This window comes from uncultured Pontibacter sp., from assembly GCF_947492645.1.
Classification (GTDB): Bacteria; Bacteroidota; Bacteroidia; order Cytophagales; family Hymenobacteraceae; genus Pontibacter.
On the sequence record NZ_CANLMZ010000001.1, the window covers coordinates 269,288 to 295,190 of the forward strand.

The following is a 25,903-nucleotide window of genomic DNA, read 5'->3' on the forward strand; positions in this document are numbered from 1 at the left end:
TTATGTAATCCATTTTGCCATTGGCAAATAATTCTGCAGCCTTAATTGATTCTATGCTATAACTTTAAATACAGTAGTATAGTTTCCGGACTGCATAAGTATGAATCACGTTTTTCAAATAACTTTATAGACATTATCTATTAAGCGATAAATTAAATCTATCTAAACTATTACAATACTCTCGTCTGAAACCTTTAATTTTGACAGGAGTAAAAAAAGTACGTTTTACAGAACCAGATTAAATCATTATAAAAAGAAATACTATGGCCGTTATACTTGCATCTGACAACGACTTTCAGGAAGTGCTAAATTCAAACCAGAAGGTGGTGGTAAAATATTACGCTGACTGGTGTGGCAGTTGCCGTTTATTTTCGCCTAAGTTTAAGCGTATGTCTGATGATGAAAACTTTGCTAATGTTGCTTTTGTAGATATAAACGCAGAAACCAGCCCAGAGGCGCGTAAGTTGGCAAATGTCACCAACCTGCCTTTTTTCGCTATTTTTAAAAACGGTGAGTTGTTAGACTCAGTAGCGGCAAGCAAAGAAGAGGCGGTAAGAGCCCTTATTCACAAACTAGAAGCATAATAACGTAGCACCATGAAGATACCTGCGATAAAAAAACTTGTAGAAACCTACAACCTGCAACAACTCATGTCTGCTGAAGAAGCCATTGTGGAAGAGCAGCCGTTAGCCATTGAGGTAGAAGGTGACGACGAAGGAGAACAGCTAACGCATGTTTTGGCTGCTGTCTGGATACTGAACCACATGGAAGATAATGGCTCAGACTTTAAAACTGCCCTGCGGGAATACACTAAAAAAGTGCGTGTTTCTATAAGCTAAGGAAGAGACTAAAAGTATAAAGCCCCTGCACAGCTGTTTGTGCAGGGGCTTTATTATTTATTATGAGTTTAGCTTAGCAAAAAAAGCTTCGGCCATTTTCCCACCTGTATCTGTGCAAATGCCCCTGATGTAGTACAAGTACACGCTTCTGAAAACTTCTTCCAGGCTGTAACGGTCCGGAGGAAAGATGACGGGGTTCAATATCATGGTAAGTTGCTCCAGTATAATCTTAGTTACCAGCTGCAGGTTAATGTCTCTGCGGAACAGCGCCTGCAATATACCTTTGTTGATTATATCAGAAATCTGGAAATAAGAATGTGTACTGAAGTGGTTTAAGCAAACCTGCCACACCTCCGGGTACTTTTGCTGAACATCCAGGATAAAAAGCGGATTTGTGTTTTGGAGGTTGTCTAGCCCATCCTGCAGCAGCATCATGATCTCTTCCACGGGGTTATTAGCCTTCGCCAAAAAAGCGGCCTGGAGCTCTTTCTGAGATTCAATGTCAAACAACACCGTCTGCATCACCAAGTCGGCTTTGCCGGAAAACATTTCGTTGTAAGTATGCTTTCTGATATCCAGTTTCCGGATCAAATCATCCTCTGTGTTCGCCTCTATACCCTCTTTTTTAAATATCTGAAGTGTTTCTTCCAGGATTGTTTCCAGAAATGTCATGTAATTTATCTTAAAGCAACTATAGATACTATATAACAAGGCGTTGCCAATGCCATAGCTACGCAAGTTACCATTTTTTGTAACGCTATATTATTCCCAGAAATTCAAAATATTTTTACTGCGGCGTTAAAAGCAGGTAAATACTTACGAAAAACAGCACTTGCACAACGTAAACGTAGGGCGCCAGCTTGTTCTGCTTCCTAAAATCAGCTTTCTGGAAGTATAACTGCAGCAGGAGCGCCACCACCAGCCACCCTGCATAGTTCGATAAAGGAATTTCGCCCTGCCGCCAGCTCCAGAAATCGAACTGCATGGCTACAGGCTCTATAAAAAAATCGAGGAGCACCATTAAAGTGGCGCCAAGTATGGCCTTTGCCACCCAATGCCAATTCGTAAAGTTACTGATATGCCCTGTCGTGTACACCAGCATCAGCCAGTTAAGCCCGATTAGCACAGGCACCTCCCATACTTTAAATCCAAGGGCATCGCCGTAAGTATAATCCCCAAATAAAAGCCCGGTATGTATGCCTATCACCTCTGATAAAAAACCAACGGCAAAAACAACTGCAGCAAAAAGTATAAACGCTTTATTCCAGCATTTATGGAAAGAGAACAGCAGGGTGTTAGTGAGCAGCAGGTTCATGGGGGTCAGGTTCTGAAAATAAACAGGCTCTCCGCTAAACAGCAGGCCCCAGAAACCAACCGCATGAAAAATGACCAGCACAGCCGCCGCTAAAGGCAAGCTGTACTTTTTATACTTGTGCCAGCTGGTTCTGTTTTGATTCGGGGTGATGGTTTTAAGCATGATTGGGTGTTTTTACGGCTTGTTGCGGTGCAGGGGCTAACTCGCCTACTATTTTAGCAGACAGCAGGCACAGCGGGATGCCCCCACCAGGATGTACGCTGCCACCGCAGAAGTATAGGCCTTTTAGTTTACTGCTAAAGTTGGGATGCCGCAGGAAAGCTGCCATCTTGTTATTAGAGCTACTGCCATACAATGCGCCGCCAAAAGAGGATGTCTTGCTTTCGATCAGCAGCGGGTCCAGCACTTGCTCCTCTTCTATAAGTTCTATAAGCGGTTCGATACTTGTGCCCAGCATTTTGCTCAGCTTATTAAGCACGGCCTGTCTTGTACCTGCTGTTAACCTCTCCCAGTCCTGGCCCTGGTTATGCGGCACATTCACCATCACAAACCAGTTCTCGCTATCAGCTGGTGCATCCTGCGGGGCTGCTTTGGAGGTAATGTTGATGTACACAGTCGGATCAGGGCTTATTGTTTTATACTTAAAGATATGTTCAAATTCTGTTTTATAGTCTTCGCTGAAAAAGATATTGTGCACGTGCAGCGCCGGAAACTGCTGCTTTATACCCCAGTAAAATATCAGCGCAGAGCTGGATCGTGGTTGCTGTAGCGTCTGCTCTGGTGCCTTCTGGTTAGGCAGTAGCTTGCGGTAAGTTGGCACAATATCCATATTGCTTACAACTAGGCTGGCGCTATACTTGCCTTTACTCGTTTCTATGCCGCTTATACTTGCACCTGATGTTAAAATCTGCTTTACAGGCTCGTTATACTTAAACACCACACCGAGTTCTTCTGCTAACTTTACCAAACTGGCTGCAATAGCATGTATACCGCCCTCCGGGTAAAAGGCACCTATGTTGTGCTCCAGGTGCGGAATAATATTTAGTGTGCCCGGTGCTTGGTATGGGTCAGAGCCATTGTATGTAGCAAACCTATCCAGTAGCTGCACAAACCGCTTATCAGAAAATTGCTTTGCATTTGCCTGGTGCATAGTGGTGGTAAGGCCAAGGTCCGAGAGGCAGCTCAGCGCCTTCAGCACATCCGGGCTAAGGTACGTATCCAGCCTGTGCAGCGACTTCTTCAGGAATGTATCTGCTGTTCCTTTATAGAGGCGCGCGCTCTTTGCCAGCGCCTCCACTACTGCCTCCTTGGGAACTTGCAGCTGCTGGTGTACTTCCGCTGCAAATTTATCGGCATCAGCATAAGCTTTTACATGGCTGCCATCGGGCCAAAAATAATGGGTAATCGGGTCGAGGCGTTTGTAGGTAAAGTAGTCAGCGGGATTGCGACCAGCCAACGTGAAAAGTTCATCCACGAGGTGTGGTAGCGTGAACAGCGAGGGACCGGCGTCAAACCTATACTTGCCGAGCCAAAACTCCTGCATTTTGCCACCAAAGGTTTCGTTTGCTTCAAAAACAGTTACGCTGTAGCCTTTTACAGCCAGCCGTATACTTGCTGCTATGCCCCCGATTCCTGCTCCTATAATGGCCGCCTTTGTCATGTTATGAATGTACGCAGTTTTGATTTCTCCTGCACTTAACTGCCAGGGTAGCACAAAGGTTTTATGTTTTATACTTTCCCGAACACACTTCTGTAGATTGGTTTGCGCATGCCAAACTGAAACAGCATGAGCGGGTAAAGCAGCACATCCAATAGTTTAAAGCCGGTACTGTAGGTTATAATGTCATGGATAATGGCACCGGCTCCGTTTTTGGAAACCAAATGCTTGTGGTGCCACAGGCGCAGGGGAGAAGGAAGCTCTTGCCCCTGGTCTACAAAGTATGCTTCCCTATCGGTTATACTTCTTTCAGTAATCAGGCTTGTCCACCGAAAAGATTTAATGCCTGTTTGCAGTTCTACCTCCACCACATCGCCAGGTTCAGAGCCATCGAAGCGCAGCAGCCGCAGCTTGGGGTAGGGCGGGGACAGCCTCCGGAACAGCTTCTCGTCGAAGGCATTAAATACTGCCAGGTAGTTCTGTGCTACGGCTGTTCTTAAATGGAGCTGCATGGTTTATTTACTGTATTTTTAAATAGATGATCTGCAGAAACTGCGGGTTATTTCATACTTTATAACCTCCTCCGGCAGCCAAAGTTATACTTCAGGCAAAACAAAAGCCGCTACAATTAAACTTGCAGCGGCTTTTTATACTTGTTACGGATCAAACCTTAATCTTGAACCCATTTATACTTAGCTCAGCAGGTTATCTATATCCTCTTTTGTAAGGCTTTTGATGATTGTTTCGTCGGTGCTGATAAGATCAGTTACCAGTTGTATTTTGCGGTTTTGCAAGGCAAGGATTTTTTCCTCTACAGTATCTTTTGTGATAAACTTATAAGTAAATACTGTGTTCTGCTGGCCTATACGATGCGCTCTATCCACAGCCTGTGCCTCTACAGCAGGGTTCCACCAAGGGTCAAGTATAAACACATAATCCGCGGCAGTTAAGTTTAAGCCCACGCCACCTGCTTTTAGCGATATCAGGAACACTTGTATACTTTGGTCGGTCTGGAAACGCTCTACCTGCTCGTAACGGTTTTTGGTGTTTCCATCAAGGTAAGTATAGCTGATCTCGCGCTTATCCAAAGCTTTGCGTATAATCTCCAGGTGCTTTACAAACTGGCTAAAGATAAGAACCTTGTGGCCTTCCTTTACTACATTCTTGGTCATGTGCAGCACCTCCTTCAGCTTAGCCGATTCGCCCTCATAGCCTGGATCAGTCATAAGGGGGTGGTTTGCAATCTGGCGTAGCTTGGTAAGGCCCTGCAAAAGCATAAACTGGGTGTTACCACGCCCGTTCTCTTCCAGGTTCTTCAGTATCTTGTTGCGGTAATATGATTTTGTCTCTTCGTAAGCATGCTCCTGCTCTTCCGTCATTTTACAGAAGATAGTCTGCTCTATTTTTTCGGGCAGCTCTTTGGCCACCTGCGATTTGTGCCTGCGAAGTATAAATGGCTTTATGAGCGCGTGAAGCCTGCGTGTTTTATGCTCGTCCTTGTCCTTTTCTATCGGCTTTAAGAACTCGTTCCGGAAAAAATGCTGGTTACCCAACAAACCAGGGTTGATAAACGACATCTGCGACCACAGGTCCATGGTGCTGTTCTCTACCGGCGTACCCGTAAGTATAAGCCTGTGCCTTGACTTTAGTTCTCTAACAGATCGCGAAGTATTTGAATCTGGGTTCTTTATCGCCTGCGACTCATCCAGTATGATGTAATCGAAATAATATGATTTAAGCAGATCTGCATCTAATCGTACAATGCCGTAAGAAGTCAACACCACGTCATACTCCTGAAACAGCTCTACATTTTTTTCGCGGTAGGTGCCTGTGTAGTTTAGTATGCGCAACCCAGGAGTAAATTTCTGGGCTTCGTTCATCCAGTTATATACCAAGGAGGTAGGCATAACAAGCAGCGAGGCAGCTTCGGCTCCGTTCTCTTTACGATACTGCAGCATGGCCAGCGTCTGTACTGTTTTGCCCAGGCCCATATCATCTGCAAGGCATCCGCCAAACTTATAGTTTTGCACAAAATGCAGCCAATTATACCCAGCTTTCTGGTAAGGCCGAAGCTCCCCTATAAAACCTGCCGGCAGAGGCTGGTCTTCTATAGATTCGAACTCGCGCAGCTTCTCCAGTTTACGGCTCATGGTTACTGTTGCCAGGTTTCCGTTCTGTAAGTCGTTAACCAGCGCCATGTGGTGCTTTTTAAGCGTGAGCTGCTCCTCGCCCTCGGCAAACGCAAAAAGCTCTATGTACTGCGTAAACCACTCTTCGGGTATAACAGCTATTTGCCCGTTTGGTAGTATAAATTCGCTGTTTTTGGTAAGTATATGGTTTTTAAGCCTGATAAATGGAATTTCAAACTCGCCAAACCGAACTGTCCCGTAAATGTCAAACCAATCGTTTTTTTCGGTTATACCTACATCCAGCGTTATCTCGCCTATAAAGTAATTCTTCCCGTTTTTCTCTGTTTGCTGCACCGTAAACCCCAGCTGCTCCAGTTCCTGTAGGTTACTGTTTAACCAGGAAAAAGCTTCGCTTTTATCAAGCACGGCCTGTCCGTTTTTAACTTCTAAGGCACGCTTGTTCAGCTCTTTTGCAAATTCTTTTTCGTGGTTAAGGTCCCGTATCAGCTTATGGAAAACGTACGTATCAGTTGTTTTCTCCATGCTTACGCTAATGCGCTTTGCCTCCTGCGTTTGCACCAGGTGCTGCCCATACATGAACGCCAGGTTAAACATAATCTTACTCCTTCCGCGATCTGCTTTCTGCTCTCCGTTTACTTTAGAAGCAACGGCATCCGTAGCCAGAATTTCCGAGAAAGTCAGGAATGGGCTTGGCTCAAATTTTTCGTCTTTGATATCGAACCCTTTGGCAAACACATCAAACGACTCCAGCAGCGGAGCCACAAACTTGCGGTAGTAGTTTTCCTCTAAAGAGCGCGGTATGGCAATAAACTTCTTATTAAGGAAGGGCTGCAGCTTTTTACCGTCTATGGGTTTGTTAAAGCTATACACCACATCGTTCAGCATTAGCCAGGCTGGCTCATAGCAAATCAAAGAGGCGTTTTTGTACTGGAATTCCAGCTTTTCGCCAGCATACCTTATCCTCGGGAAATAGTGCGTGTTATCCTCATTCCGCATAAAGTGGAACAGAACAGAGGCTTTTTCGGGAGCCAGCTTTATTCTTTTCCAGGTCGGCTCTCCGTCTTTGCCCATGATAAAGGTATTTTTATCATTCCGCAGCAACTCCATTATCTTGCCCATGCGCCCCTGTATGTAGTGGCTTATAGTCTCCTGTAGTGTTTTATCTCCTTTTTCAGAGTCGTATACTTTCAGGAAAAAATCGACAGGAGATATTTTTTTTGTGGCAAAGCGTTTCAGTACCGCATCCTGCTGTATCTGGTCTATTAGCTGTATTAGTTTAAAATCATCAGCATCCAGGCGTGAGGAGAATTCGTCGGCATTTTTGGCAGAGATATTCTGGTGCTGCAGGGTAAGTTGGCCTTTAGAGTTTACTTGAACCACAAAAGATTCGAACAGGTATCCCAAATATTCGTGTTCAAACAAAGAATAAACTACCTGAAAAGGCTGAGTGGTGTAAACTTTCATGCCAAAGACAATTTTAGGACTTCAAATTTAGTCTTAAAAAGGCTCATTTCCTATCGAAAAAACCGCCCTTGGCTATAGTTAGGCTGCTATTGACTAAATTCTGAGATAAACAGAAGAGCAGGCCTAAAGTTTTGATTTTATACTTCTGAAAAGGAAATAATAATTGGCTTAGAAGTATATGTAATTGCTTGGTAGGGGGGAGAGAGCAGCGATTGAGAGTATAGTGTTACAGATTTTCGGTTACAGACATGGCTGCTGCTTTACGTGCTGGCCTAATAGACACCAGCAACGTAATAATTATGATAGCCAAACCGGTAAAGATAAAATCCTCTACCTCCATTTTTACCGGGTAAGCCTCTACCACAGAGGTAGCCATACCCATGCTCACCAAGCCAAAGTTTTGCTGCAGGTTGCAAATAAGCATACCTAGGGTTAAACCGTAGGCAGCCCCGATAAACGCAACCAGGGCACCTTCAAAAAGAAATATATTCCGAATGGTACTGGCTGTAGCCCCCATAGAGGCAAGTATGGCAATATCCTTTTTCTTATCTATTACAAGCATAGACAGCGAGAAGAAGATGTTTAGTGAAGCAATGAAAAGTATAAAGGCAAAAGTGATGAACACAAACAGCTTTTCTACCTTAACGGCCCGTAGCAAACTGGTGTGCTGCTCGTCGCTGTTTTGTATCTTAAACGCTGGCCCCAGCAACTCCTGCAATTGCCGCTTTACCTGTTCTATACGGAAGCCCTGCTCTACTTTAAGCTCTAAGGCCGTTCGCCGCCGGCCATACTCCAGTAACTCCTCAGCAAAATTGAGAGGCACAAACACATACGCATCATCATACTGGCGCTCAATGGCAAAAATACCTCCTGGCGTTATGTTAAGGCTGTTAAAAGCGCCTTCGGGGTTAAGCGGGTTGAACTTTGTATTGCGGGGATACAGGAATTGCAGCGGCACAAACTGGTTATTGGGCCTTATCGAGAGCTGGTATTGCACTCCTCGCCCAATCAGCGCATGGTAAGTGTCGTTATAGATTAACTCGGTGTTTCCCTCAACCACCGATTGTGCAATCTCGTTCTGCTGGAAAAAGTTTTCGCTTACGCCCTTTACTTTAACCACCATTTGCCTGTCGTTGTAGCGTAAAAGGGCATTATCCTCTATCACCTCTGATACTACGGCCACACCCGGCGTATTCCGGATTCGGTTCATAAACTCCGTATCCGTTTCAAAAGATTTGCCCTCGGCTGCTGTAACTTTTAAGTCAGGGTCGAAGCTGGAGTAGATTTCTCGGATTAGATCTTCCAGACCATTGAAAACGGAAAGCACAATGATAAGCGCAGCAGACCCGACAGCCACACCTATCATAGCAATGTTGGATATAATGCTGATGATGTTCCTCTTCTTTCTAGAGAAAAAATATCGCTTCGCTATCAGAAAAGGTACATTCATTTATTTCGTTACTTCGTTGATTGTTATTTGTTATTCGAGTTCAACAATATAGCAATTTAGCAATCAAACTACTTCCAGGCTTTTACAATTAGACCTGTGCCTGACGGGTGTTTTCCATTTACATCCAGCCAGTTCAAAATCATACTTACCGGGAATGTAAGCAGGTAGTAGAATGGCAATATCAGAAAAAATATTTTGGAAGTGTTCAGCATCAGCATTGGGTACTTCATGGATAAGCGCCACGAAATTTGCCCCGGCTTGCCATAAGAATAACGGGCATCCACTCTTCTGAATCCGGCCAGCTTTAGTTTGTCCTGAATTTCCTGGATGTTATAGCCGTCACGTACGTGCTCCTCAATAAAAGAGGTTTCGTCGTCGCCGTGCACATCGGAGCCCCCCTGGTCGGATGGGGTAGAGATAAGCAGCATACCGCCGGAGCGCAACGATGCCTGAAAGTTTTTGAAAACCTCCACATCCTCCAAAATGTGCTCCATCACATCCACAGAAAGTATGAGGTCGTAATTGTTAGGCTCTCTGTACTTTACGAGGTCTCCGATTTTAAACAATACGTTATGCCGGCCTATAGTTCTGATAAAGCGATTACTGTCTGATATCTGCTCTTCTTTAACGTCTACAGCCAATATACTCCACTTGCGGCTCATGCCAGACAGGAAGTAAGTATATTGCCCAAAGCCGGAGCCGGCATCCAGAATATGTTGCTCTTTGCCTTTGCGGTTAGCAGCCCACTCGCGCAGTTCTTTGTGCACGTGCCAGGTACGCAGCAACAGCAGGTCTAGTAGGTTATAAAATACACGGCGAAGAAAAGGTGTTTTGTTAAATACATCGCCAAGCACGCGCTTTATAGGGTCGTACTGCATAGGGTGAATAAAGCTTATGCTTCTATTTAGTATAAGTATCGTCGTCTTCGTCCTCTTCTGGTGCCGGCGGTATTTCCAAGCCTGAGAAAAGCTTGTCCATGTTGGCAGCATACTCTGCGCTGTCGTCCAGGTAAAAGGACAGCTCAGGAATTACACGAACCTGGCTTTTGATGCGTTGCGCCAAATGGTGACGAATTGTTTTGGTATTTAACCTAACTTCCAACAGCAGTTCCTGCGGGTTAGGGGCCATCATAACACTTAGGTAAGTGCGGGCCAGACCAAGGTCAGGCGATACGCGCACAGTACTTACTGATATAAAAGCGCCCCCAAACAGATGCGGAACTTCCCGTTGAAAGATATCCGCCAGTTCTTTCTGAATCAGGCGCGAAAATTTCTGTTGTCTTTTACTTTCCATACGAAGATGCAAATATCATATTAATTTCGCATTTTTACCCCAAAAGCGCCTTACTCATTTTGAGATAGGCCAGTTTATAGTTTCTTCTAACTCCGTCTTTCCTTGATTAGTTACTTCCGAAGCATACTGCCTTCCCGACTGATCCTGCTGGTTATAATTTACCTTGCTATTCAGCTGCCTTTAATTTTGCTGCGGGTTACACCCACATCGCCGGAGCTACTGCACATGCTGGTTGGGGAGCGCCTTGCCGACGGCTTTAGCATGTACCGCGATGTGTATGATAACACGGCACCGCTATCTGCCATGGTTTTCTGGATGCTGGACCTGCTTTTTGGGCGTTCATTTCTGGCTTACCGGTTAACTGCTGTTGTGTTGCTTCTGCTACAAGCTATACTTCTTAACAGCACGCTTAACCGCCACAATGTATATGCTACCAAAGATTATATTCCGGCACTTTTATACTTGGTGCTAGGCAGTATCTCCTTTGAGTTTAACATGCTTACGCCGCTACTCATAGGAAATACATTCATTATACTTTCGCTACCTTACATTGTCACGTTATCAAAAGAGGGCTTCGATAACAACAGGTTATTTGTGGGCGGGTTTATACTTGGGCTGGCTGCCCTTTGCTATTTGCCATTAGCTATGTTTTTGGTAGTAGGCGCATTTGCCGTCATCTTTTTTGCATCTAACACCTTTCGTAGCTTCTTGCTCATGCTTTGCGGCTTTAGCTTTCCGTATGTGGTGCTGATGACCTACTATTTTTATAACGGCGCTTTGGCTGAGTTTCTGGAGATGCACTTATTCCGCCCCTGGCAACTACAGGTTAATTTTTTGAGGCCTCCCGCAGATGTGGCTAAACTAATGGCGATACCTGCTTTAATTGCCATACTTTCCTTTATGAGCGCCTCCTCGCTTCCACAGCGCCTTGTGTTCCAGGTTAAGTTTCAGCAGCTGATGGCCGTTTGGATGGGAGTTGCTTTACTTGTTATGTTTACACGCGAGGAAATTACAGTTGCCACATTTATACTTTCGCTTCCGCCAATCGCATACTTCAGTCAGTTCCTGTTCACATCAGGGCAAAAGCCTTGGGTACTTAATACGATTATACTTGTAGCGCTGGCAGGTACTGTTATCCTGCGTTATCGCTCTGTGCTAGGCATCAATCAATACCTTTCATTAGATGAGTCGCCGCTACTTTTAACCGATGCGCCAGATACATCTATCAGCAACAGCACAGTTTTAGTATTAGGTAAGGATTTTAACTTTTACATTCAAAACAAGCCTGTAACGCCTTATCTTAACTGGGAACTGTCGCAGCGCCACTTCGGAGATCTCGATGAATACCTGTCTGTATTTGAAATCTCCCAAAATTTTGAACGTGAAATGCCCACTTATTTAATTGATAAAGAAGGGCTAATGGCTGAACTGAAGTATAAATTGCCTGCTGTATTCGGGAAGTATGAGCAGGATCCGCGTAATAGCAACATATATAAGCTTAAATAAAAAATAGCTGCCTTAGCAGGCAGCTATTTTGTTTACTCTGTTCAGGTGGCGGCCACCTTCAAATTTTGTCTCTAAAAACACTTTCACCATTTCCCTGGCCACATCTTCAGTTACAAACCTTGCTGGTATGCAAAGTATGTTTGCGTTGTTGTGCTCACGGGCCAGTTTTGCCAACTCTGGCGTCCAGCACAGGGCGGCGCGTATCTCCTGGTATTTATTTGCCGTCATGGCTACACCGTTGCCGCTACCACAGATAAGTATACCTAATTGGGCATCGCCGGCTATTACGGCTTTGGCAAGCGGGTGCACATGGTCGGGGTAGTCTACAGATTCTTCTGAGTCAGGACCAAAATCCTTACTTTCATAACCTAATGCAGTTAATTCCGCCTTCAGCATACTTTTGTAAGTATAACCTGCATGGTCCCCGCCTATTGCTATTTTCTGTGCCATTATATAGTGTTGTTTTCGTTTAGTCGCTTCAGGTCTTTTGCTCTGATCGATTTTGATATGCTTATACTTGCCTCATAAAGCAGCATAAGCGGCATTGATATCAGTAGCTGGCTAATTACATCCGGAGGTGTAATAATTGCCCCAATAATCAATATTACTATGAAAGCATGTCTTCTGTACAACTTCATCGTCTCGGCAGTAACTAGCCCTGCCTTCGTCAGGAAGTATACAATTACCGGCATTTCAAACATGAAAGCACATGCCAGGCAAAGCGTTGTTAATGTTGATATATACGAAGAAAGATCAAATTCATTTATAATGCTTGGGTCTACCTGATAACCCGCCAGAAAGTTGATGGAGATAGGTGAGACCACGTAGTAGCCAAAGAGCAGCCCCATCGCAAAAAGTATAGATACAAAGAAAACTGCTCCTTGTGAGTTCTTCTGCTCTTGTGGGTACAAACCGGGCTTTACAAATCGCCAGATCTCCCAGAATGCATACGGGAACGCACAGGCCAGGCCAAGTATAGCCGACACCAGCAAGTGCATTGTAAACTGGCCACTCATCTGCCTGCTTTGTATCGTAAAGCCCATCTCTTTAATGCAAAGCACATCAGAGCCTATACTTTCGCCTACCTCGCACATTACTCTGTAGCTTAGAAAGTCAGGGCGCGAGGGCGCAAGTATAATATCATGAAACACAAAGCCTTTCGCCAAAAAAGCTATGGTACCGAAGATAAAAATAGAGGCTAACGCCCTGATAATGTGCCACCGCAGCTCTTCTAAATGGTCCACAAAGGACATCTCGTGCTTCGGCTCATCATCCATGTATGGTTGGTCCATCAAAATGGGTCCTATTCTTTATTAGTAAGCGAATAACGGGTAATCCTGCATCCAGCTGTTAATGTCTTTGCGCACCTCGCTGATCTTGCTATCGTTATCGTGGTTTGTCAGCGTAACATCTATCAACTCTACAATGCGGCTCATATCAGTTTCTTTCAGGCCTCGTGTTGTAATTGCTGCAGTACCCACACGCATACCTGATGTTACAAACGGTGATTTGTCGTCAAAAGGCACCATGTTCTTATTGATGGTAATGTCTGCTTTAACTAGTGTATTCTCTGCCAATTTACCTGTTAAGCCCTTAGAGCGCAGGTCGATCAGCATCATGTGGTTATCTGTGCCACCAGAGATAATGTTGTAACCACGCTCTACAAAAGCTTTCGCCATTGCCTGCGCGTTTTGCTGCACCTGCTTCACGTAAGTTAGGTAATCATCAGAAAGTGCCTCAAAATAAGCTACTGCTTTTGCTGCTATCACGTGCTCCAGGGGTCCGCCCTGTGTTCCCGGAAAAACAGCGCCATCCAAAACAGACGACATCATGCGGGTTTCGCCTTTTGGAGTCTTCAGGCCAAATGGGTTTTCGAAATCTTTACCCATCATGATCATGCCGCCACGTGGCCCACGAAGCGTTTTGTGCGTTGTGGTTGTTACAATATGGCAATGCTCGAAAGGGTTGTTTAACAGGCCTCTGGCAATTAAGCCGGATGGATGAGAAATGTCAGCTAAAAGTAGAGCACCTACCTCATCGGCCGCTGCACGCAATTTTTTGTAGTCCCAGTCGCGGCTATAAGCAGAGGCTCCGCAGATGATAAGCTTCGGCTTTTCACGACGGGCAGTTTCTACTACCTTGTCAAAATCGATTAGACCAGTTTCCTGCTCAACACCATAAAAAGACGGCTGATACAGCTTACCAGAGAAGTTTACAGGTGAACCGTGGGTTAAGTGACCACCATGCGACAGGTCAAATCCAAGAATCTTATCGCCTGGTTGCAACACAGCCAACATAACAGCGGCATTAGCCTGAGCACCTGAGTGTGGCTGTACGTTAACCCATGCTGCACCAAATAATTCTTTAGCACGGTCTATAGCCAACTGCTCTGACAAGTCAACTATTTCGCATCCGCCATAATAGCGTTTGCCTGGCAGCCCTTCCGCATATTTGTTTGTCATCACGCTGCCCATAGCTTGCATTACTTGCTCCGAAACAAAATTTTCGGAGGCAATTAGCTCTATGCCATGTGTTTGGCGATCTTTTTCCCTAGCTATTAAATCGAATATTGCTGTATCTTTTTGCATTGCTTATTGTAGATTTTATGTGTTCAAAATTAAAGTATGCCCCGCAATAAACCAATGTTTCAGGTATTTATCTACGAAGGGTACCTTAAGCCTTGCTCATAATTAAATTATGTCTTTAAAAGACGAAGCCGCTTCTGCTGGGCAGAAGCGGCTTCGTCTTTTTATACTTACAAACTACTTATCTTTTAAACACTTTCACTTGCTGTACTTTGCCTTCAAGCTCTACGGTTAGTATATACATGCCGCTTTGCAGCTTATCGTAGAATGGTAAACTAATTTCGTTATACCCCTTTAGTATAACTACTCCTGTACTGATCACTTGCTTTCCGTCTATTGCATGTAGCTTTAGCGCTGCTTTTTCGCTGACATTAGACGTAAGAATTAGCTTTGAATCGCGGCTTAAAGGGTTTGGTGCCACAAGTAACTGCATTGGCTGTTGTGTAGCGTTCAACTCCACCGAAACCACTTTACTGTATTCGAAAGTGCCATCTACGTCTACTTGCTTTAAGCGGTAGTATAACGTTGTCTCATTACCATTATAACGGTGTGTGTAATTGTAATTTAAAGCGACTGCACTGTTTCCAGCCTTACTCTTTACTGAAGCCACCTTCATAAAATTGCCCATTGTGCCTTCCGCCACCTCTACATCAAAATGAGAGTTATCTGTTTCTGTTGCAGTACGCCACTCAAGCAAAACAGCTTTACCTTTAGTTTTAGCGGTAAATGACGTTAGCTCTACAGGTTGCGGCCCAATAGAATTACCATTTATAGTTAAAGTACTGGAAGCAGAACCTTGCGTATGCACTATTGAACCAGTATGCTGCACACCATCCTCTGTTTTAGTAGTAGGCAAGTACTTTAGGTAAATAGTGGTAGGAGCTAGTTTATTATTAACAACATTTCGCAAGGCCAAAAATCTACTATATGTACCTTCTCTAGACAATGAAATTGAATAAACGTTATTAGGATCCGTAACATCTATAGAGACAGGAGTTCCATTAGTTAAACCATCGCCACTAACAATATATTCTTCTACCACTTCACTATTAGCCGCTACATCCTTAAAGTTTATTGTGCTAGGAGTAACTGTGATGTTTGCGTTTAAAACAACGTAGGTACCTGTACTTGCAAATTGGCCACCAGCAGTTTGTACTTTTAATGTACCTGTTGTTGCACTTGCAGGCACAAGTAAAGTAATTTCTGTTCCTGCACTATTTACAGTAAAGCCAGAGGAGGTAATTGAACCACTTCCTACATAAACTCGTGTCGCACCCGTAAAATTGTATCCGTAGATTTTAAGTGGTGAGCCTATATATCCTGCTCCTGGATCAAAAGAAGTAATAACTGGTGCAGATGTAACAGTATATATACCTGCTGTAGTTACTTGGCCATCATCTGTAACAACCCTAATAGCGCCTGTTGAGGCTAAAGTGGGCACGTTAATTATGATTACATTATCTGCGCCACCATAAATAAAGTCTTTCCTATCTACATATCCGCTACCAATATACACTCGGGTAGCATTTGTGAAATTACTACCGACTACAGTTACCTGAGAACTCACATCTCCAGCCTCAGGGTAAAAGGAGTTAACGATGGGCGCACCTTCTACTGTGAATAGTAGTGTGCTCGCTTTTCTACCTGTTGTAGATACTACCGTAATTGCTCCAGAATAGGCTGTTTTTGGAACGGCAACTTTTATTTCAGTATCTGTCTTACTAATAAATGTAGATGTAGTACCTCCTGCAAAACTTACAGAAGTGGCATTTCCAAAATTCTTACCTGTGATTGTTACTACTGTGTTAACAGTTGCACTAGTTGGTTCAAAGCCATCAATAACAGGAAGAGTTGCATCAAGTTTGAAAGTTTGTGAACTACTACCCTGACCGCCAGCCGTCAACACCCTTACTGTGCCCGTAGAATAAGCCGCCGCAGGAACCAAAATTGTTATGGTATTATCGTCTACTACTGTTATATCTGTTGTTGAACTGCCACCAACATACACTCTTATGGCATCTTTGATATTTTCGCCCCGGATAGTTAGGGTAGTTACCCCTGCCTCTCCCTCTAGAGGAGATATTTCAGTAATAACAGGAGCGCCACTTACAGTAAATGTTGACTTAGAGGCTTGCCCATTATTAGATTGAACTTTAACTGCACCTGTAGTAGCTGTTGGCGGCACGTCTACAATTACGTCACCAACTTCGTTTACTGTGAATACTGTAGTAACACCACTACCGAAGTAAACTCTGGTTGTGCCCGTTAAGTTTGCTCCCTTTATTGTTACTGTTGTTCCTACTGGTCCGGCTTCTGGTTCGAAAGACGCAATAGTTGGAGCGCCAGTAATGTTAAAGGTAGTTGCACTTGTGGCACGTCCTTCATTTGACTGCAGGATTGGCTTCGCCGATGTAGCAGTTGCAGGAATTACTACTTTAATCTGAAAATCATCTATTACTGTTATACCTGTTGTATTACCACTACCAAAATAAACACGGGTTACACCGGCTAAGTTGGTTCCTCTAAATGTCACCTCTTCTCCAGCAACCCCACTAGTTGCAGAAACTGAACTAATAGTTGGAGCCAAAGGCATTTGGAAAATCTCATTCGATTTACTAAGCACATACCCGCTAGCGTTATTTACTCTTATCCTTCCTGGATTAGCAGTCACCGGAACCTGCACACTTATTTTTTTCCCGCCATCTAAGATATCAAAAACAGTTGTAGAGCCATTCCCAAAGTATACTCTGTTTGCTGTAGAGAAATTCGTGCCTGTTATCTCCACAACGTCACCTACTTTACCCGATGGAGTAAATGACGTGATAGTAGGAGCACCGGTTTGTGCATAAGCATCGACTATAGCACATAGAACAAGTATGCATTGAAGTATAAGCGCGGTGAGAAGCTTAGTTTTACGAGGGTGGGCGTAAACTTGTGCCATAGCTATATGTAGTGTAAAAAGGCTGATTTAATCGTAACAGTAAATTTTCTGCACAAAATAAGATAATTATTATGTCTTTACAGCAACTTTCGCTTAATATTTTCGTAGCAGAAGCAGAAATTTCTAAAAATCATAAAATCGTATATATAAATAGACATATACAAATTTCCGACTTATATCTTTCTAATCGTCTCTTATAAGGGGATAACGAGGCTAAATTTTATAGCTTTAAAAGGTGATAAAGATATTTTAGCAGGAACATAATTTAATACCAACCATTATTAGCGACGGTGTATAAAAAATCTGATTTTTAACAACTTATCACCTAAACAAATACAATAGCCCACAATAATTACTAACGCTTACGAGCTACTTTATAGGGTTTGTCTAAATTTGCCTGAATAAATAATTTACCTGAATCTAAGTCTAAGGCACACAGGTTTCCGAATGCTGCATTTCTGTAATAAACGCAGCCAGCGTCTAAATTCATTCTGACGTTAGTATGTAATACATCTTTTTTTATACTATGCAAAGGTGTTGGGGTATGTCCATGGAGTAAACGTTTGTTTTTAATCTTGCTTCTATCCAGTTTATAGTTGCGGATATTCAACATAGCATCTGTATCTTTAAAAATATCTTTCTGCTTAAAGTCGAAGCCTGCGTGTACTAAAAAGTAATCCGGGAGTTCAAGGTAGTATGGAAGGGAATTTATAAACTTTACATATTTATCAGGCAATTGCTCAAACTGGTTAATCCCGAAACTTTTTAAAACGAGCTTCTTTTCAATAGAAGTCAGTTTAGCTGCCTTGTCGCCTTTCTTAGCTGCTTCTAATAGCATTTGGTCATGGTTGCCCCTTAAGCAGAAAACCTGGTAGTGCTGCTTCTGAAGATGAAGTATAAAATCAATGACACCCTTACTATCTGGCCCTTTGTTAACTAAATCTCCTAGTATGTATAGCTCATCTGTCTTTTGCAGCTTAAGCTGCTCTAATACCATTGCCTTTAGCGTTTTGGCACAACCATGAATATCAGTTAAAGCGAATCGGGACATAAATGTGAGGTAATGCTACAGGTAAATATAAAAAGAAAAAGCACCTGTTTTGCAGGTGCTTTTTATGTAGCTAAGTGTTAGGTATATTTAATTATACTTGTTGTTATCCAAGTCCGTCTTGTTTGTATTTCGGTTTGGGTTATTTGTCTGAACATTTGCTCCTGGCTCGTCCGGACCGTCTGTATACTTTTTCTTTAGCTCCTCGTGTTCTGCTCTTGTCTGGTTTGGGTCAACGGGCTTTGCGCCTGCCTTAGACTGGCCTCTGCCTGTTGGGTTTCCTTGGTTTTCAGAGCTTGGTTGTGTGTGCTTATAAGATGGCATAATATCCTCCTTTGATTTTAGTTAATGTATAGTTTATGTTCCGCGGCCTTCGTCCTCGGTGCGCATATTATCTGGCGGTGGCACACCGTCGTCGGCATAATCGTTCACGCCAGTTGCCGATGGTCCTTCTGAGGCAGTATCGCTACCAAATCCTTCTTTACCATCACGGTTACCAAAGCCGCCGCGCTGGTGCTCGTTCTTCGGCGGATCTGCACCGGGTATGATATGTCCCGCACGCATTTCCTGTTCGCTGGTGTCATCCTCCAGCACGCGTATCGGCCGCTGGTTAGGCCCTTGCCCTTTCAGCTGCCCTTTGTCATTTTTATCTTCAGCCATAACATTTCTGAATTTATATTTCCTGTGCTTCTAAAATAGAGCAACTGTTTAGTTTTACTCTTTTTTAGGAGCTATGGTTTAGTTCTTTTTAAGACCCCACCTGTTCGCCGCCATTAACATGTATAACCTGGCCTGTAATATAAGAGCCGTCTTCGGAAGCAAGCAACACATAAGCAGGAGCAACTTCAGAAGGTTGACCAGGGCGCTTTAAAGGCACATTAGAGCCGAATTCCTTAACTTTTTTGGCATCAAAAGAAGCTGGTATCAACGGCGTCCAAATTGGGCCGGGCGCAACTGCGTTAACCCTGATTTTCTTTTCAGCCAAATTTTGGGACAGGGATCTGGTGAAGGCTGTAATGGCTCCTTTGGTAGAGGCATAATCCATGAGGTGATGGCTGCCGCGATAGGAGGTAACAGAAGTGGAGTTGACAATACTGCTGCCCTCCTTCATGTGCTCCAAGGCGGCCTTGGTCATATAAAACATGCTGAAAATGTTTGTCTCAAAGGTTTTCTGCAGCTGCTCTTTCGAAATATCCTTCAGGTCCTGCTGCTCGTGCTGCTCTGCGGCGTTGTTTATAAGTATGTCTAGCTTGCCAAGCTCTTTTACTGTTTGCTCTACAGCTTTTTTGCAGAATGCCTCATCACCAACATCGCCTGCAATGATGATGCACTTCTGCCCTTCCTTCTCAATCAGCTGTTTTGTGTCTTTGGCGTCTTTATCTTCATCTAAGTATACTATAGCAACATCTGCACCCTCGCGGGCAAAGTGTACTGCCACAGAGCGTCCGATACCGCTATCACCACCAGTAATAAGAGCCACTTTATTTTTAAGCTTATCGCTTCCTTTGTAGGTATCGCGTATTACCTCCGGCTCCGGGGTCATCTTATACTGATCGCCAGGCTGGTCTTTTTGCACCTGCGCTGGAACAGATTTAGGTTTATTAGTCATAGTTTTGATAGCTTTATAGTATAAATCTGCAATTTGTATTGGCTTAGCTATACGCCTTGTTTTCAGGCTACGTTGTTCCTGGCAACGCAAAGTATGGCCAGCCAAAGCAGTATACTTACATTTATTAGAAACAAAATATGTGGAAAGAAGAGGACAATAAGTTAAAGCGCACCCTTACGTTTAAAGACTTTAAGCAGGCGATGGCATTCATGAACCAGGTGGCAGAGGTGGCTGAAGAAATGGACCACCACCCTTGGTGGAGCAATGTATACAACACAATAGAAGTGGAGCTTACTACACACGATGCCGGCAACACCATCACAGAAAAGGATTACAAACTGGCCGATAAAATAGACCAGCTCTACGATATAATCAAAAGCAGCTAACTGCTACTTATGGCCTGCTGAAGTATAAATACTATAGTCTTACATTTACCATACTTGCTTTATACTTTAGTCTATACTTCGCCTGTCAGCAATTAATAACCAACAAGCAAATATGTAGTATCTTTGTGGTATGCAGGAACCCGAGAAAACTAATTTATACTTGGTGCCAACCCCTATTGGCAACCTAGAGGATATTACCTTGCGCGCCATACGTGTGCTGAAGGAGGTTGATGTTATACTTGCTGAGGACACCCGCACCAGCGGCAAACTGCTGCAACACCTGGGCATCGAAAAGCGCATGCATAGCCACCACTTGCACAACGAGCACAAGGCTACCTCGCATCTGGTGGAGCGCCTGAAAGCAGGGGAGGTAATGGCTTTGATTTCGGATGCAGGAACACCGGGCATTTCAGACCCTGGCTTTTACCTGGTGCGAGAATGCCTGAAGCACGACCTTAAAATTGAATGCTTACCTGGTGCCACAGCCTTTGTTCCTGCCTTGGTTAAGTCTGGTTTTAGTACTGATAGGTTTACGTTCGAAGGATTTTTACCCATAAAGAAAGGCCGCCAGACGCGCCTGCAAAGCCTGGCAACAGAAGAGCGCACCATGATTTTTTACGAATCTCCTCATCGCCTGCTTAAAACACTTACGCAGTTTAAAGAGTATTTCGGAGGCGAGCGCCAGGCATCTGTTTCACGTGAAATCTCTAAAATGTTTGAAGAAACCCTGAATGGCAGCCTGGACGAGCTTGTGGAAATTTTTACCACTAAAGCTATCAAAGGCGAATTCGTACTTGTAGTGGCAGGAGAGAAGGCAGGCAAAGCAACAAGCGCTGAGTAATTATGAAAAGATTTTTAAAGAGAATTAGCTTACTGCTACTGATTCTACTCCTCGCAGTTCAGGCGAAAGCGCAGTTTGAAGGGGTACACATATCGCCAGAGGCTAAGATAAGCCTTATAACCTGCTCTAGCGGCGATGACCTGTATGCGGTTTTTGGGCACAGCGCCGTGCGGGTGCAGGACCCAACCTTAGGTATGGACGTGATCTTTAACTACGGCACCTTCGACTTTAATGAGCCTAATTTTTACCTGAAGTTTGCCAGGGGTAAGCTTAACTACAAACTATCGGCGGCGCACTTCCAGGATTTTGTATATAATTACGCACAGGAAAACCGCTCTGTATTTGAGCAGGAACTAAACCTGACACCAGAGCAAAAGCAGAAATACTGGCTGTTTTTAACAAACAACTACCTGCCAGCCAACCGCTTTTATCTTTATGATTTCTTCTTCGACAACTGTGCCACCCGCATCCGAGATGGCCTGGAAGCCACTTTCCCGGATCAGATCAAGTTCAATATTGATCATTTGGACAAAGATTACAGTTTCCGCAACCTGATCGATTTATACTTGCCGCCGCAGCCTTGGGGAGACTTTGGTATTGACCTGGCACTTGGAGCCAAAATTGACCGCGAAGCCACGCCTTACGAATACATGTTTCTGCCGGATTTCCTTTCGCAGGGGTTTGCCAATGCAACTATAAACCAGAGTGGCCAGGCGGTACCCCTTGCAGGCAAGCCCGTAGCTGTATTTACACAAGAGCCACCAGCAGATAAGCCTTTCGCGTTGTTCACGCCAACCATACTTAGCTGGGCATTATTACTTATAGTAGTAGCGGCAACCTTACTCGATATAAAGAAGAAGCGCCGTTCGCGCACTTTAGACACGCTCCTCTTCTTTGCAGCCGGCTTGCTTGGCATTTTACTTTTGCTGCTTTGGTTTGGCACAGACCACCAGGCAACAGCCAATAACTTTAACCTTTTGTGGGCCATACCAACGCATATGGTAGCCGCATTCTACTTAGGCAAGCGTATATTGCCTGAATGGGTAAGAAGATACATGGAGATATCGGGTCTTATAACAGGTATGTTTGTTTTATTCTGGTGGATACTGCCACAGGAACCACACCTGGCCTTTATCCCGTTGGCATTAACCTTCGCGTTAAGAGCAGAGTATATTGCATGGTTCGAGAAGAAAAAGAAAGAACCGGTAACAGCCAAAGTATAAACCCATAGCTATGAACCTAAAGCAAATCAGCCAAAATCTAAATATACTTGCCCAAAGGGTAGGTGCGTTTATCAAACACGAAGGAGAAAACTTTGACCGCTCCAGAGTAGAGATGAAAGGCTTTAACAACCTGGTATCTTATGTGGATAAACAGGCTGAAGAGCAGTTGGTAGAAGGCCTGCGACAATTGTTACCTGAAGCCGGCTTTATTACCGAAGAGGACACCGACAACACCAAAGGCGAACGCTATAACTGGATTATTGACCCTCTGGATGGCACTACCAACTTTACGCATGGCTTACCTGCCTATTCGGTAAGTGTGGGCTTGATGGATGGTGATGAAGTAGTAGTTGGCGTAGTGTATGAGCCTAGTCGCGATGAGTGTTTTTGGGCCTACAAAGGTGGAGGTGCCTTTTGCAACGATAAGCAGATAAAAGTATCAGATGCCCCGGCTCTTAAGGATTCCCTAATTGCAACCGGCTTCCCGTACTACGACTTTGGCCTGACGCAGCAGTACCTGCAGGTGCTTGGCAGTTTTATGGGCAAATCGCATGGGGTAAGGCGCCTGGGTTCTGCGGCCCTCGATCTTGTGTATGTTGCCATAGGCAGGTTTGAAGGCTTTTTTGAATATAACCTTAACCCTTGGGATGTAGCAGGCGGCGCAATTATTGTGCAGGAAGCTGGTGGCAAAGTCACAAAGTTTACTCACAGCAACGACTTTATTTTTGGCCGTGAGATTGTTGCCAGCAATGGCCATGTGCACCAGGAAATGCTGGATACCATTGCCGAGCATTGGAAAAAATCTGATATCTAAACTTTTTATACCCTCGCAAGGTTACTTATAGCGTATGGTACAGGAACTTATTATACTTGTTGTTTTTCTGGCGGCGGCCTTTTACATGGGCCGTATGTTGTACCGCAGCTTTGCAGCCAAAAGTGGCTGCGTTAAGGGTTGCGGCACCGCCTGCTCTTCCATTGATTTTAAAAAGATACAGCAGGAACTCGATAAGTCAATGGCAAAAAGTTAAGCAGCAGCAGGTGCAAGTTGCATACTTTACTTATTGATTATCAGCAACTACTTCTCTCCCCTAAATCATTAATACTTATAAACCCTGTATCCAAACTTTGTTTTTGCGTATAGTTCTATACTTACAAGTTGAACACAAAACATTTAATTGTTATGCAAGATAAAGTTGAAGAAAGATCCCTTGTGAACGTACTTAACCGCCTGCGCAAAGATGGCTATAAGTATGATTTCAAAGTCTCTGGCGATGGCAGACTTTGTACCATGGAAGAAAAAGACATGTTTGGGCCGGAACAAGTGCGCATCGTAGATTTTTACCGTTTTGAGGGCGAGAGCAACCCCGACGATATGTCTATACTTTATGCTGTTGAAACCAGCAATGGCTTAAAAGGCACTATTTCGAACTCGTATGGCCCTTATGCCGATGAGGGAGTAGACAACTTCCTGAAGCAAGTGGAAGACATGGGTAAAAACCTGGATAAAAAAGACAGATAAAATAACGAGGGCCGATACATTATCGGCCCTCGTTATTTTATCATTTATAAGTATCGCTTCTATTCTTGCCCGTTTCCCCTTTGCTCGCTTTTATCTGCAGGCAGGTTTATGTCCTTTAATTCATCGCTGAGCCTATCGCCACCTTTTATAGCGAAATCAAGTGTACGGATAGGGAACGGAATAACAATGCTGTTTTCATCAAAAGCTTTCTTGATACGGATAATGGCATCGCTTTTTGCGCTAACATAATCAAACTGGCGGCTGTAACTTACCCAGAAGCGTGCTTTAAAATTGATGGAGCTATCGCCGAAGGCATCGTACACAACCTCTATATCACGGTTTTTCTGCCGGTTTTTAACATCTTGTAGCGCCTCAATTACAACTGCCTGTACTCTCTCCAGATCTTCCCCATAAGACACGCCCACATCCAGGTCTACGCGCCGGGCACCATGATACGACAAGTTTGTTACCGGGTTCTCAAACACCATCTTATTAGGAAGCTTTACGATCTCTCCGGTTGGTTTTCTAATGTCTATGGTGCGTAGTGTTATCCGCTCAATTATGCCAAAGTAATCATTTGTCTCGATCATATCTCCTACGCCAAATGGCTTCTGAACGGCAATGATGATCCCTGATATAAAGTTTGCTGCAATATCCTGAAAGGCAAAACCCAGGGCTAAACCTAAAATACCAACACCAGCCAATAAGGAAATAACCACTCTATCGAGCTTGAGCACGCTTAGCACAAAGAAAAAGCCAACAAGCAGCAGCGCCCAGTACAGCAGGTTAGATACTAAATTGTTTAAAGCTGCACTATGAGAAAAGCGGTTGATTACGTTATTAAGGCCATTGCGAATTAACTTTGCTACATAGAAAGTTAAAATAAGCAGAATAAAAGCCACAAATAAATTCGGAAGCAGTAATACAAGGTGGTTACCCCATATCTGTAGCTTATCGAGAAGCAGATCTAGCGCATTGTTTATATCTTTCATCTAGTGGTGTAACTATGTTATTATTTGTGTGCTTAGGCCCATACTTTAGTGCCTTCGGTGCAGTTGCGGCACATTTCAATATCGGCACGCGAGCCTAGTACGGTTTGCCGGAAACGGTTATACGTTGGCCCACGCCACACATTTTTAAAATTGTTTTCCTTTAGGTCGCCTTGCCTGTAAGAGGCATCCTTGTCGAAGCAGCAAGGCACAACTAAGCCATCCCAGGTTATCACACACGAATGCCACATTTTCCAGCAATGGTTTAACAACTTGTTTTTTATAGCATAGCTGCCATCCCCGTTGTTCTCGTACCTGGAGTAATAATCTATTGTGGGGATAAGCGGGGAGCCCTGCTGGTAATCGTATATTTGGGCTGTTTTAAATACAACCTCGTCTACACCTAACTCCTGCGCCAATTGCTGTACGTCTTGCAGCTGATGCTCGTTTGGTTTTACAACCAAAAACTGAAACATAACATGCGGTGTCTTAGACTTGAGCTCCTTCTTCCACTTTATAATGTTACGCGTACCTTCCAGCACCTTATCCAGGTTGCCGCCAACCCGGTAAGCCGCATAGGTTTCCTGGGTAGTTCCGTCAATCGATATAATGAGCCTGTCCAGGCCAGAGGCCACAGTTTTACGGGCAGTATCGTCGTTTAAAAAATGTGCGTTTGTGGATGTTGCTGTATAAATGCCTTTGCCGGATGCATACTTTACCAGCTCCAGAAAATTTTTGTGCAAGTATGGCTCACCCTGAAAATAGAAAATAAGGTATAGCAGCCGCTTGTGCAGTTGGTCTATAGTGCTTTTAAAAAGCTCGTCCTGCAGCATGCCAGTTGGCCTGGTAAACGACCGCAGTCCGCTGGGGCACTCGGGGCAACGCAGATTACAGGATGTTGTTGGCTCTAATGATATACTTAATGGCAGGCCCCAATGTACTGCCTTGCCCGTTATTTTAGAAACAATGTAACTGCTCACCACCTGAACTACATTAAAAGCACGTTGCGGCGTTAGTTTTGATAAGAAATTAAACCCGTCGGTAAGGTGCAGCTTCATGCGTGTAGAATGGTTAAGGTATAAGCTAAG

Annotated in this window: 27 protein-coding genes and 1 pseudogene; 9 read left to right on the top strand and 19 right to left on the bottom strand. The window is 44.1% G+C overall.

Going from position 1 to position 25,903, the window contains the following annotated elements; all coding sequences use genetic code 11:
• Positions 1-263 precede the first annotated feature (263 nt).
• On the top strand, positions 264-584 hold the full coding sequence (locus tag Q1A23_RS01080; protein WP_299818233.1) for a thioredoxin family protein: 321 nt from the start codon (positions 264-266) through the stop codon (positions 582-584).
• 12 nt (positions 585-596) lie between these two features.
• Positions 597-839: a hypothetical protein gene (locus Q1A23_RS01085; protein ID WP_299818236.1), complete on the top strand. Its 243-nt coding sequence runs from the start codon at positions 597-599 to the stop codon at positions 837-839.
• 60 nt (positions 840-899) lie between these two features.
• On the opposite strand, the gene Q1A23_RS01090 is transcribed toward Q1A23_RS01085, so the two are convergent.
• From Q1A23_RS01090 to rbfA, 8 genes are all read right to left on the bottom strand, one after another.
• The gene (locus tag Q1A23_RS01090) at positions 900-1,511 is read right to left on the bottom strand and encodes a TetR/AcrR family transcriptional regulator (RefSeq protein WP_299818239.1); all 612 of its coding nucleotides are present in this window, start codon (positions 1,509-1,511) and stop codon (positions 900-902) included.
• 115 nt (positions 1,512-1,626) lie between these two features.
• The gene (locus Q1A23_RS01095) at positions 1,627-2,316 is read right to left on the bottom strand and encodes a carotenoid biosynthesis protein (RefSeq protein WP_299818242.1); all 690 of its coding nucleotides are present in this window, start codon (positions 2,314-2,316) and stop codon (positions 1,627-1,629) included.
• Complete coding sequence (gene crtD, locus Q1A23_RS01100) at positions 2,309-3,814, bottom strand: 1-hydroxycarotenoid 3,4-desaturase CrtD (RefSeq protein WP_299818829.1); 1,506 nt, start codon at positions 3,812-3,814, stop codon at positions 2,309-2,311. Before crtD ends, Q1A23_RS01095 begins: the two co-directional genes overlap by 8 nt.
• Positions 3,815-3,882: 68 nt before the next feature.
• Entirely contained in the window at positions 3,883-4,323 is a 441-nt protein-coding gene (locus tag Q1A23_RS01105) for a hypothetical protein (RefSeq protein ID WP_299818245.1), read from the bottom strand.
• 180 nt (positions 4,324-4,503) lie between these two features.
• Entirely contained in the window at positions 4,504-7,425 is a 2,922-nt protein-coding gene (locus Q1A23_RS01110; protein WP_299818248.1) for a DEAD/DEAH box helicase, read from the bottom strand.
• Positions 7,426-7,651: 226 nt separating this feature from the next.
• A complete protein-coding gene (locus tag Q1A23_RS01115) occupies positions 7,652-8,875 on the bottom strand; it encodes an FtsX-like permease family protein (protein WP_299818251.1) in 1,224 nt (407 codons plus the stop codon).
• 68 nt (positions 8,876-8,943) lie between these two features.
• Positions 8,944-9,753: a class I SAM-dependent methyltransferase gene (locus Q1A23_RS01120; RefSeq protein ID WP_299818254.1), complete on the bottom strand. Its 810-nt coding sequence runs from the start codon at positions 9,751-9,753 to the stop codon at positions 8,944-8,946.
• Between the two features lie 22 nt (positions 9,754-9,775).
• Complete coding sequence (gene rbfA / locus Q1A23_RS01125; RefSeq protein WP_299818257.1) at positions 9,776-10,168, bottom strand: 30S ribosome-binding factor RbfA; 393 nt, start codon at positions 10,166-10,168, stop codon at positions 9,776-9,778.
• Between the two features lie 102 nt (positions 10,169-10,270).
• On the opposite strand from rbfA, the gene Q1A23_RS01130 reads away from it, so the two are divergent.
• Positions 10,271-11,674, top strand: a complete 1,404-nt coding sequence (locus Q1A23_RS01130) for a hypothetical protein (protein ID WP_299818260.1) — start codon at positions 10,271-10,273, stop codon at positions 11,672-11,674.
• A 12-nt stretch (positions 11,675-11,686) separates the two neighbouring features.
• Here Q1A23_RS01130 and rpiB read toward each other — a convergent pair whose 3' ends face one another.
• The 9 genes and pseudogenes from rpiB to Q1A23_RS01170 form a co-directional block, all read right to left on the bottom strand.
• Complete coding sequence (gene rpiB, locus Q1A23_RS01135) at positions 11,687-12,124, bottom strand: ribose 5-phosphate isomerase B (RefSeq protein WP_299818263.1); 438 nt, start codon at positions 12,122-12,124, stop codon at positions 11,687-11,689.
• Positions 12,124-12,966 (bottom strand): twin-arginine translocase subunit TatC, encoded by an 843-nt coding sequence (gene tatC / locus Q1A23_RS01140; protein ID WP_299818266.1) that lies wholly within the window; start codon positions 12,964-12,966, stop codon positions 12,124-12,126. The genes rpiB and tatC overlap by 1 nt, the downstream gene beginning before the upstream one ends.
• Positions 12,967-12,987: 21 nt before the next feature.
• Entirely contained in the window at positions 12,988-14,262 is a 1,275-nt protein-coding gene (gene glyA / locus Q1A23_RS01145; RefSeq protein WP_299818269.1) for a serine hydroxymethyltransferase, read from the bottom strand.
• A gap of 178 nt (positions 14,263-14,440) precedes the next feature.
• Positions 14,441-16,852 carry an IPT/TIG domain-containing protein gene (locus Q1A23_RS01150; RefSeq protein WP_299818271.1) on the bottom strand — a complete coding sequence of 804 codons (2,412 nt, stop codon included), beginning with the start codon at positions 16,850-16,852 and terminating at the stop codon, positions 14,441-14,443.
• A 48-nt stretch (positions 16,853-16,900) separates the two neighbouring features.
• A pseudogene (locus Q1A23_RS19560) lies at positions 16,901-17,200 on the bottom strand (IPT/TIG domain-containing protein); the annotation flags it as partial.
• Between the two features lie 355 nt (positions 17,201-17,555).
• Positions 17,556-18,251, bottom strand: a complete 696-nt coding sequence (locus Q1A23_RS01155) for a metallophosphoesterase family protein (protein WP_299818274.1) — start codon at positions 18,249-18,251, stop codon at positions 17,556-17,558.
• An 87-nt stretch (positions 18,252-18,338) separates the two neighbouring features.
• Entirely contained in the window at positions 18,339-18,572 is a 234-nt protein-coding gene (locus Q1A23_RS01160; protein ID WP_299818277.1) for a hypothetical protein, read from the bottom strand.
• A gap of 33 nt (positions 18,573-18,605) precedes the next feature.
• Positions 18,606-18,908, bottom strand: a complete 303-nt coding sequence (locus tag Q1A23_RS01165; RefSeq protein ID WP_299818279.1) for a hypothetical protein — start codon at positions 18,906-18,908, stop codon at positions 18,606-18,608.
• An 88-nt stretch (positions 18,909-18,996) separates the two neighbouring features.
• Entirely contained in the window at positions 18,997-19,857 is an 861-nt protein-coding gene (locus Q1A23_RS01170) for an SDR family oxidoreductase (RefSeq protein ID WP_299818281.1), read from the bottom strand.
• A gap of 137 nt (positions 19,858-19,994) precedes the next feature.
• On the opposite strand from Q1A23_RS01170, the gene Q1A23_RS01175 reads away from it, so the two are divergent.
• The 6 genes from Q1A23_RS01175 to Q1A23_RS01200 all read left to right on the top strand — a co-directional run bounded on the left by Q1A23_RS01175 (position 19,995) and on the right by Q1A23_RS01200 (position 23,826).
• On the top strand, positions 19,995-20,243 hold the full coding sequence (locus Q1A23_RS01175) for a 4a-hydroxytetrahydrobiopterin dehydratase (RefSeq protein WP_299818283.1): 249 nt from the start codon (positions 19,995-19,997) through the stop codon (positions 20,241-20,243).
• 130 nt (positions 20,244-20,373) lie between these two features.
• Positions 20,374-21,084 carry a 16S rRNA (cytidine(1402)-2'-O)-methyltransferase gene (gene rsmI / locus Q1A23_RS01180; protein ID WP_299818286.1) on the top strand — a complete coding sequence of 237 codons (711 nt, stop codon included), beginning with the start codon at positions 20,374-20,376 and terminating at the stop codon, positions 21,082-21,084.
• A 2-nt stretch (positions 21,085-21,086) separates the two neighbouring features.
• On the top strand, positions 21,087-22,307 hold the full coding sequence (locus tag Q1A23_RS01185; protein ID WP_299818288.1) for a DUF4105 domain-containing protein: 1,221 nt from the start codon (positions 21,087-21,089) through the stop codon (positions 22,305-22,307).
• Positions 22,308-22,317: 10 nt separating this feature from the next.
• Positions 22,318-23,121: an inositol monophosphatase family protein gene (locus Q1A23_RS01190; RefSeq protein WP_299818291.1), complete on the top strand. Its 804-nt coding sequence runs from the start codon at positions 22,318-22,320 to the stop codon at positions 23,119-23,121.
• Between the two features lie 34 nt (positions 23,122-23,155).
• Complete coding sequence (locus Q1A23_RS01195; RefSeq protein ID WP_299818293.1) at positions 23,156-23,335, top strand: FeoB-associated Cys-rich membrane protein; 180 nt, start codon at positions 23,156-23,158, stop codon at positions 23,333-23,335.
• A 152-nt stretch (positions 23,336-23,487) separates the two neighbouring features.
• Positions 23,488-23,826 carry a hypothetical protein gene (locus Q1A23_RS01200; RefSeq protein ID WP_299818296.1) on the top strand — a complete coding sequence of 113 codons (339 nt, stop codon included), beginning with the start codon at positions 23,488-23,490 and terminating at the stop codon, positions 23,824-23,826.
• A gap of 59 nt (positions 23,827-23,885) precedes the next feature.
• Here Q1A23_RS01200 and Q1A23_RS01205 read toward each other — a convergent pair whose 3' ends face one another.
• Positions 23,886-24,818, bottom strand: coding sequence for a mechanosensitive ion channel family protein (locus Q1A23_RS01205; protein WP_299818298.1), 933 nt, complete (start codon positions 24,816-24,818; stop codon positions 23,886-23,888).
• A gap of 32 nt (positions 24,819-24,850) precedes the next feature.
• On the bottom strand, positions 24,851-25,873 hold the full coding sequence (locus Q1A23_RS01210; protein WP_299818300.1) for an SPASM domain-containing protein: 1,023 nt from the start codon (positions 25,871-25,873) through the stop codon (positions 24,851-24,853).
• Positions 25,874-25,903 lie beyond the last annotated feature (30 nt).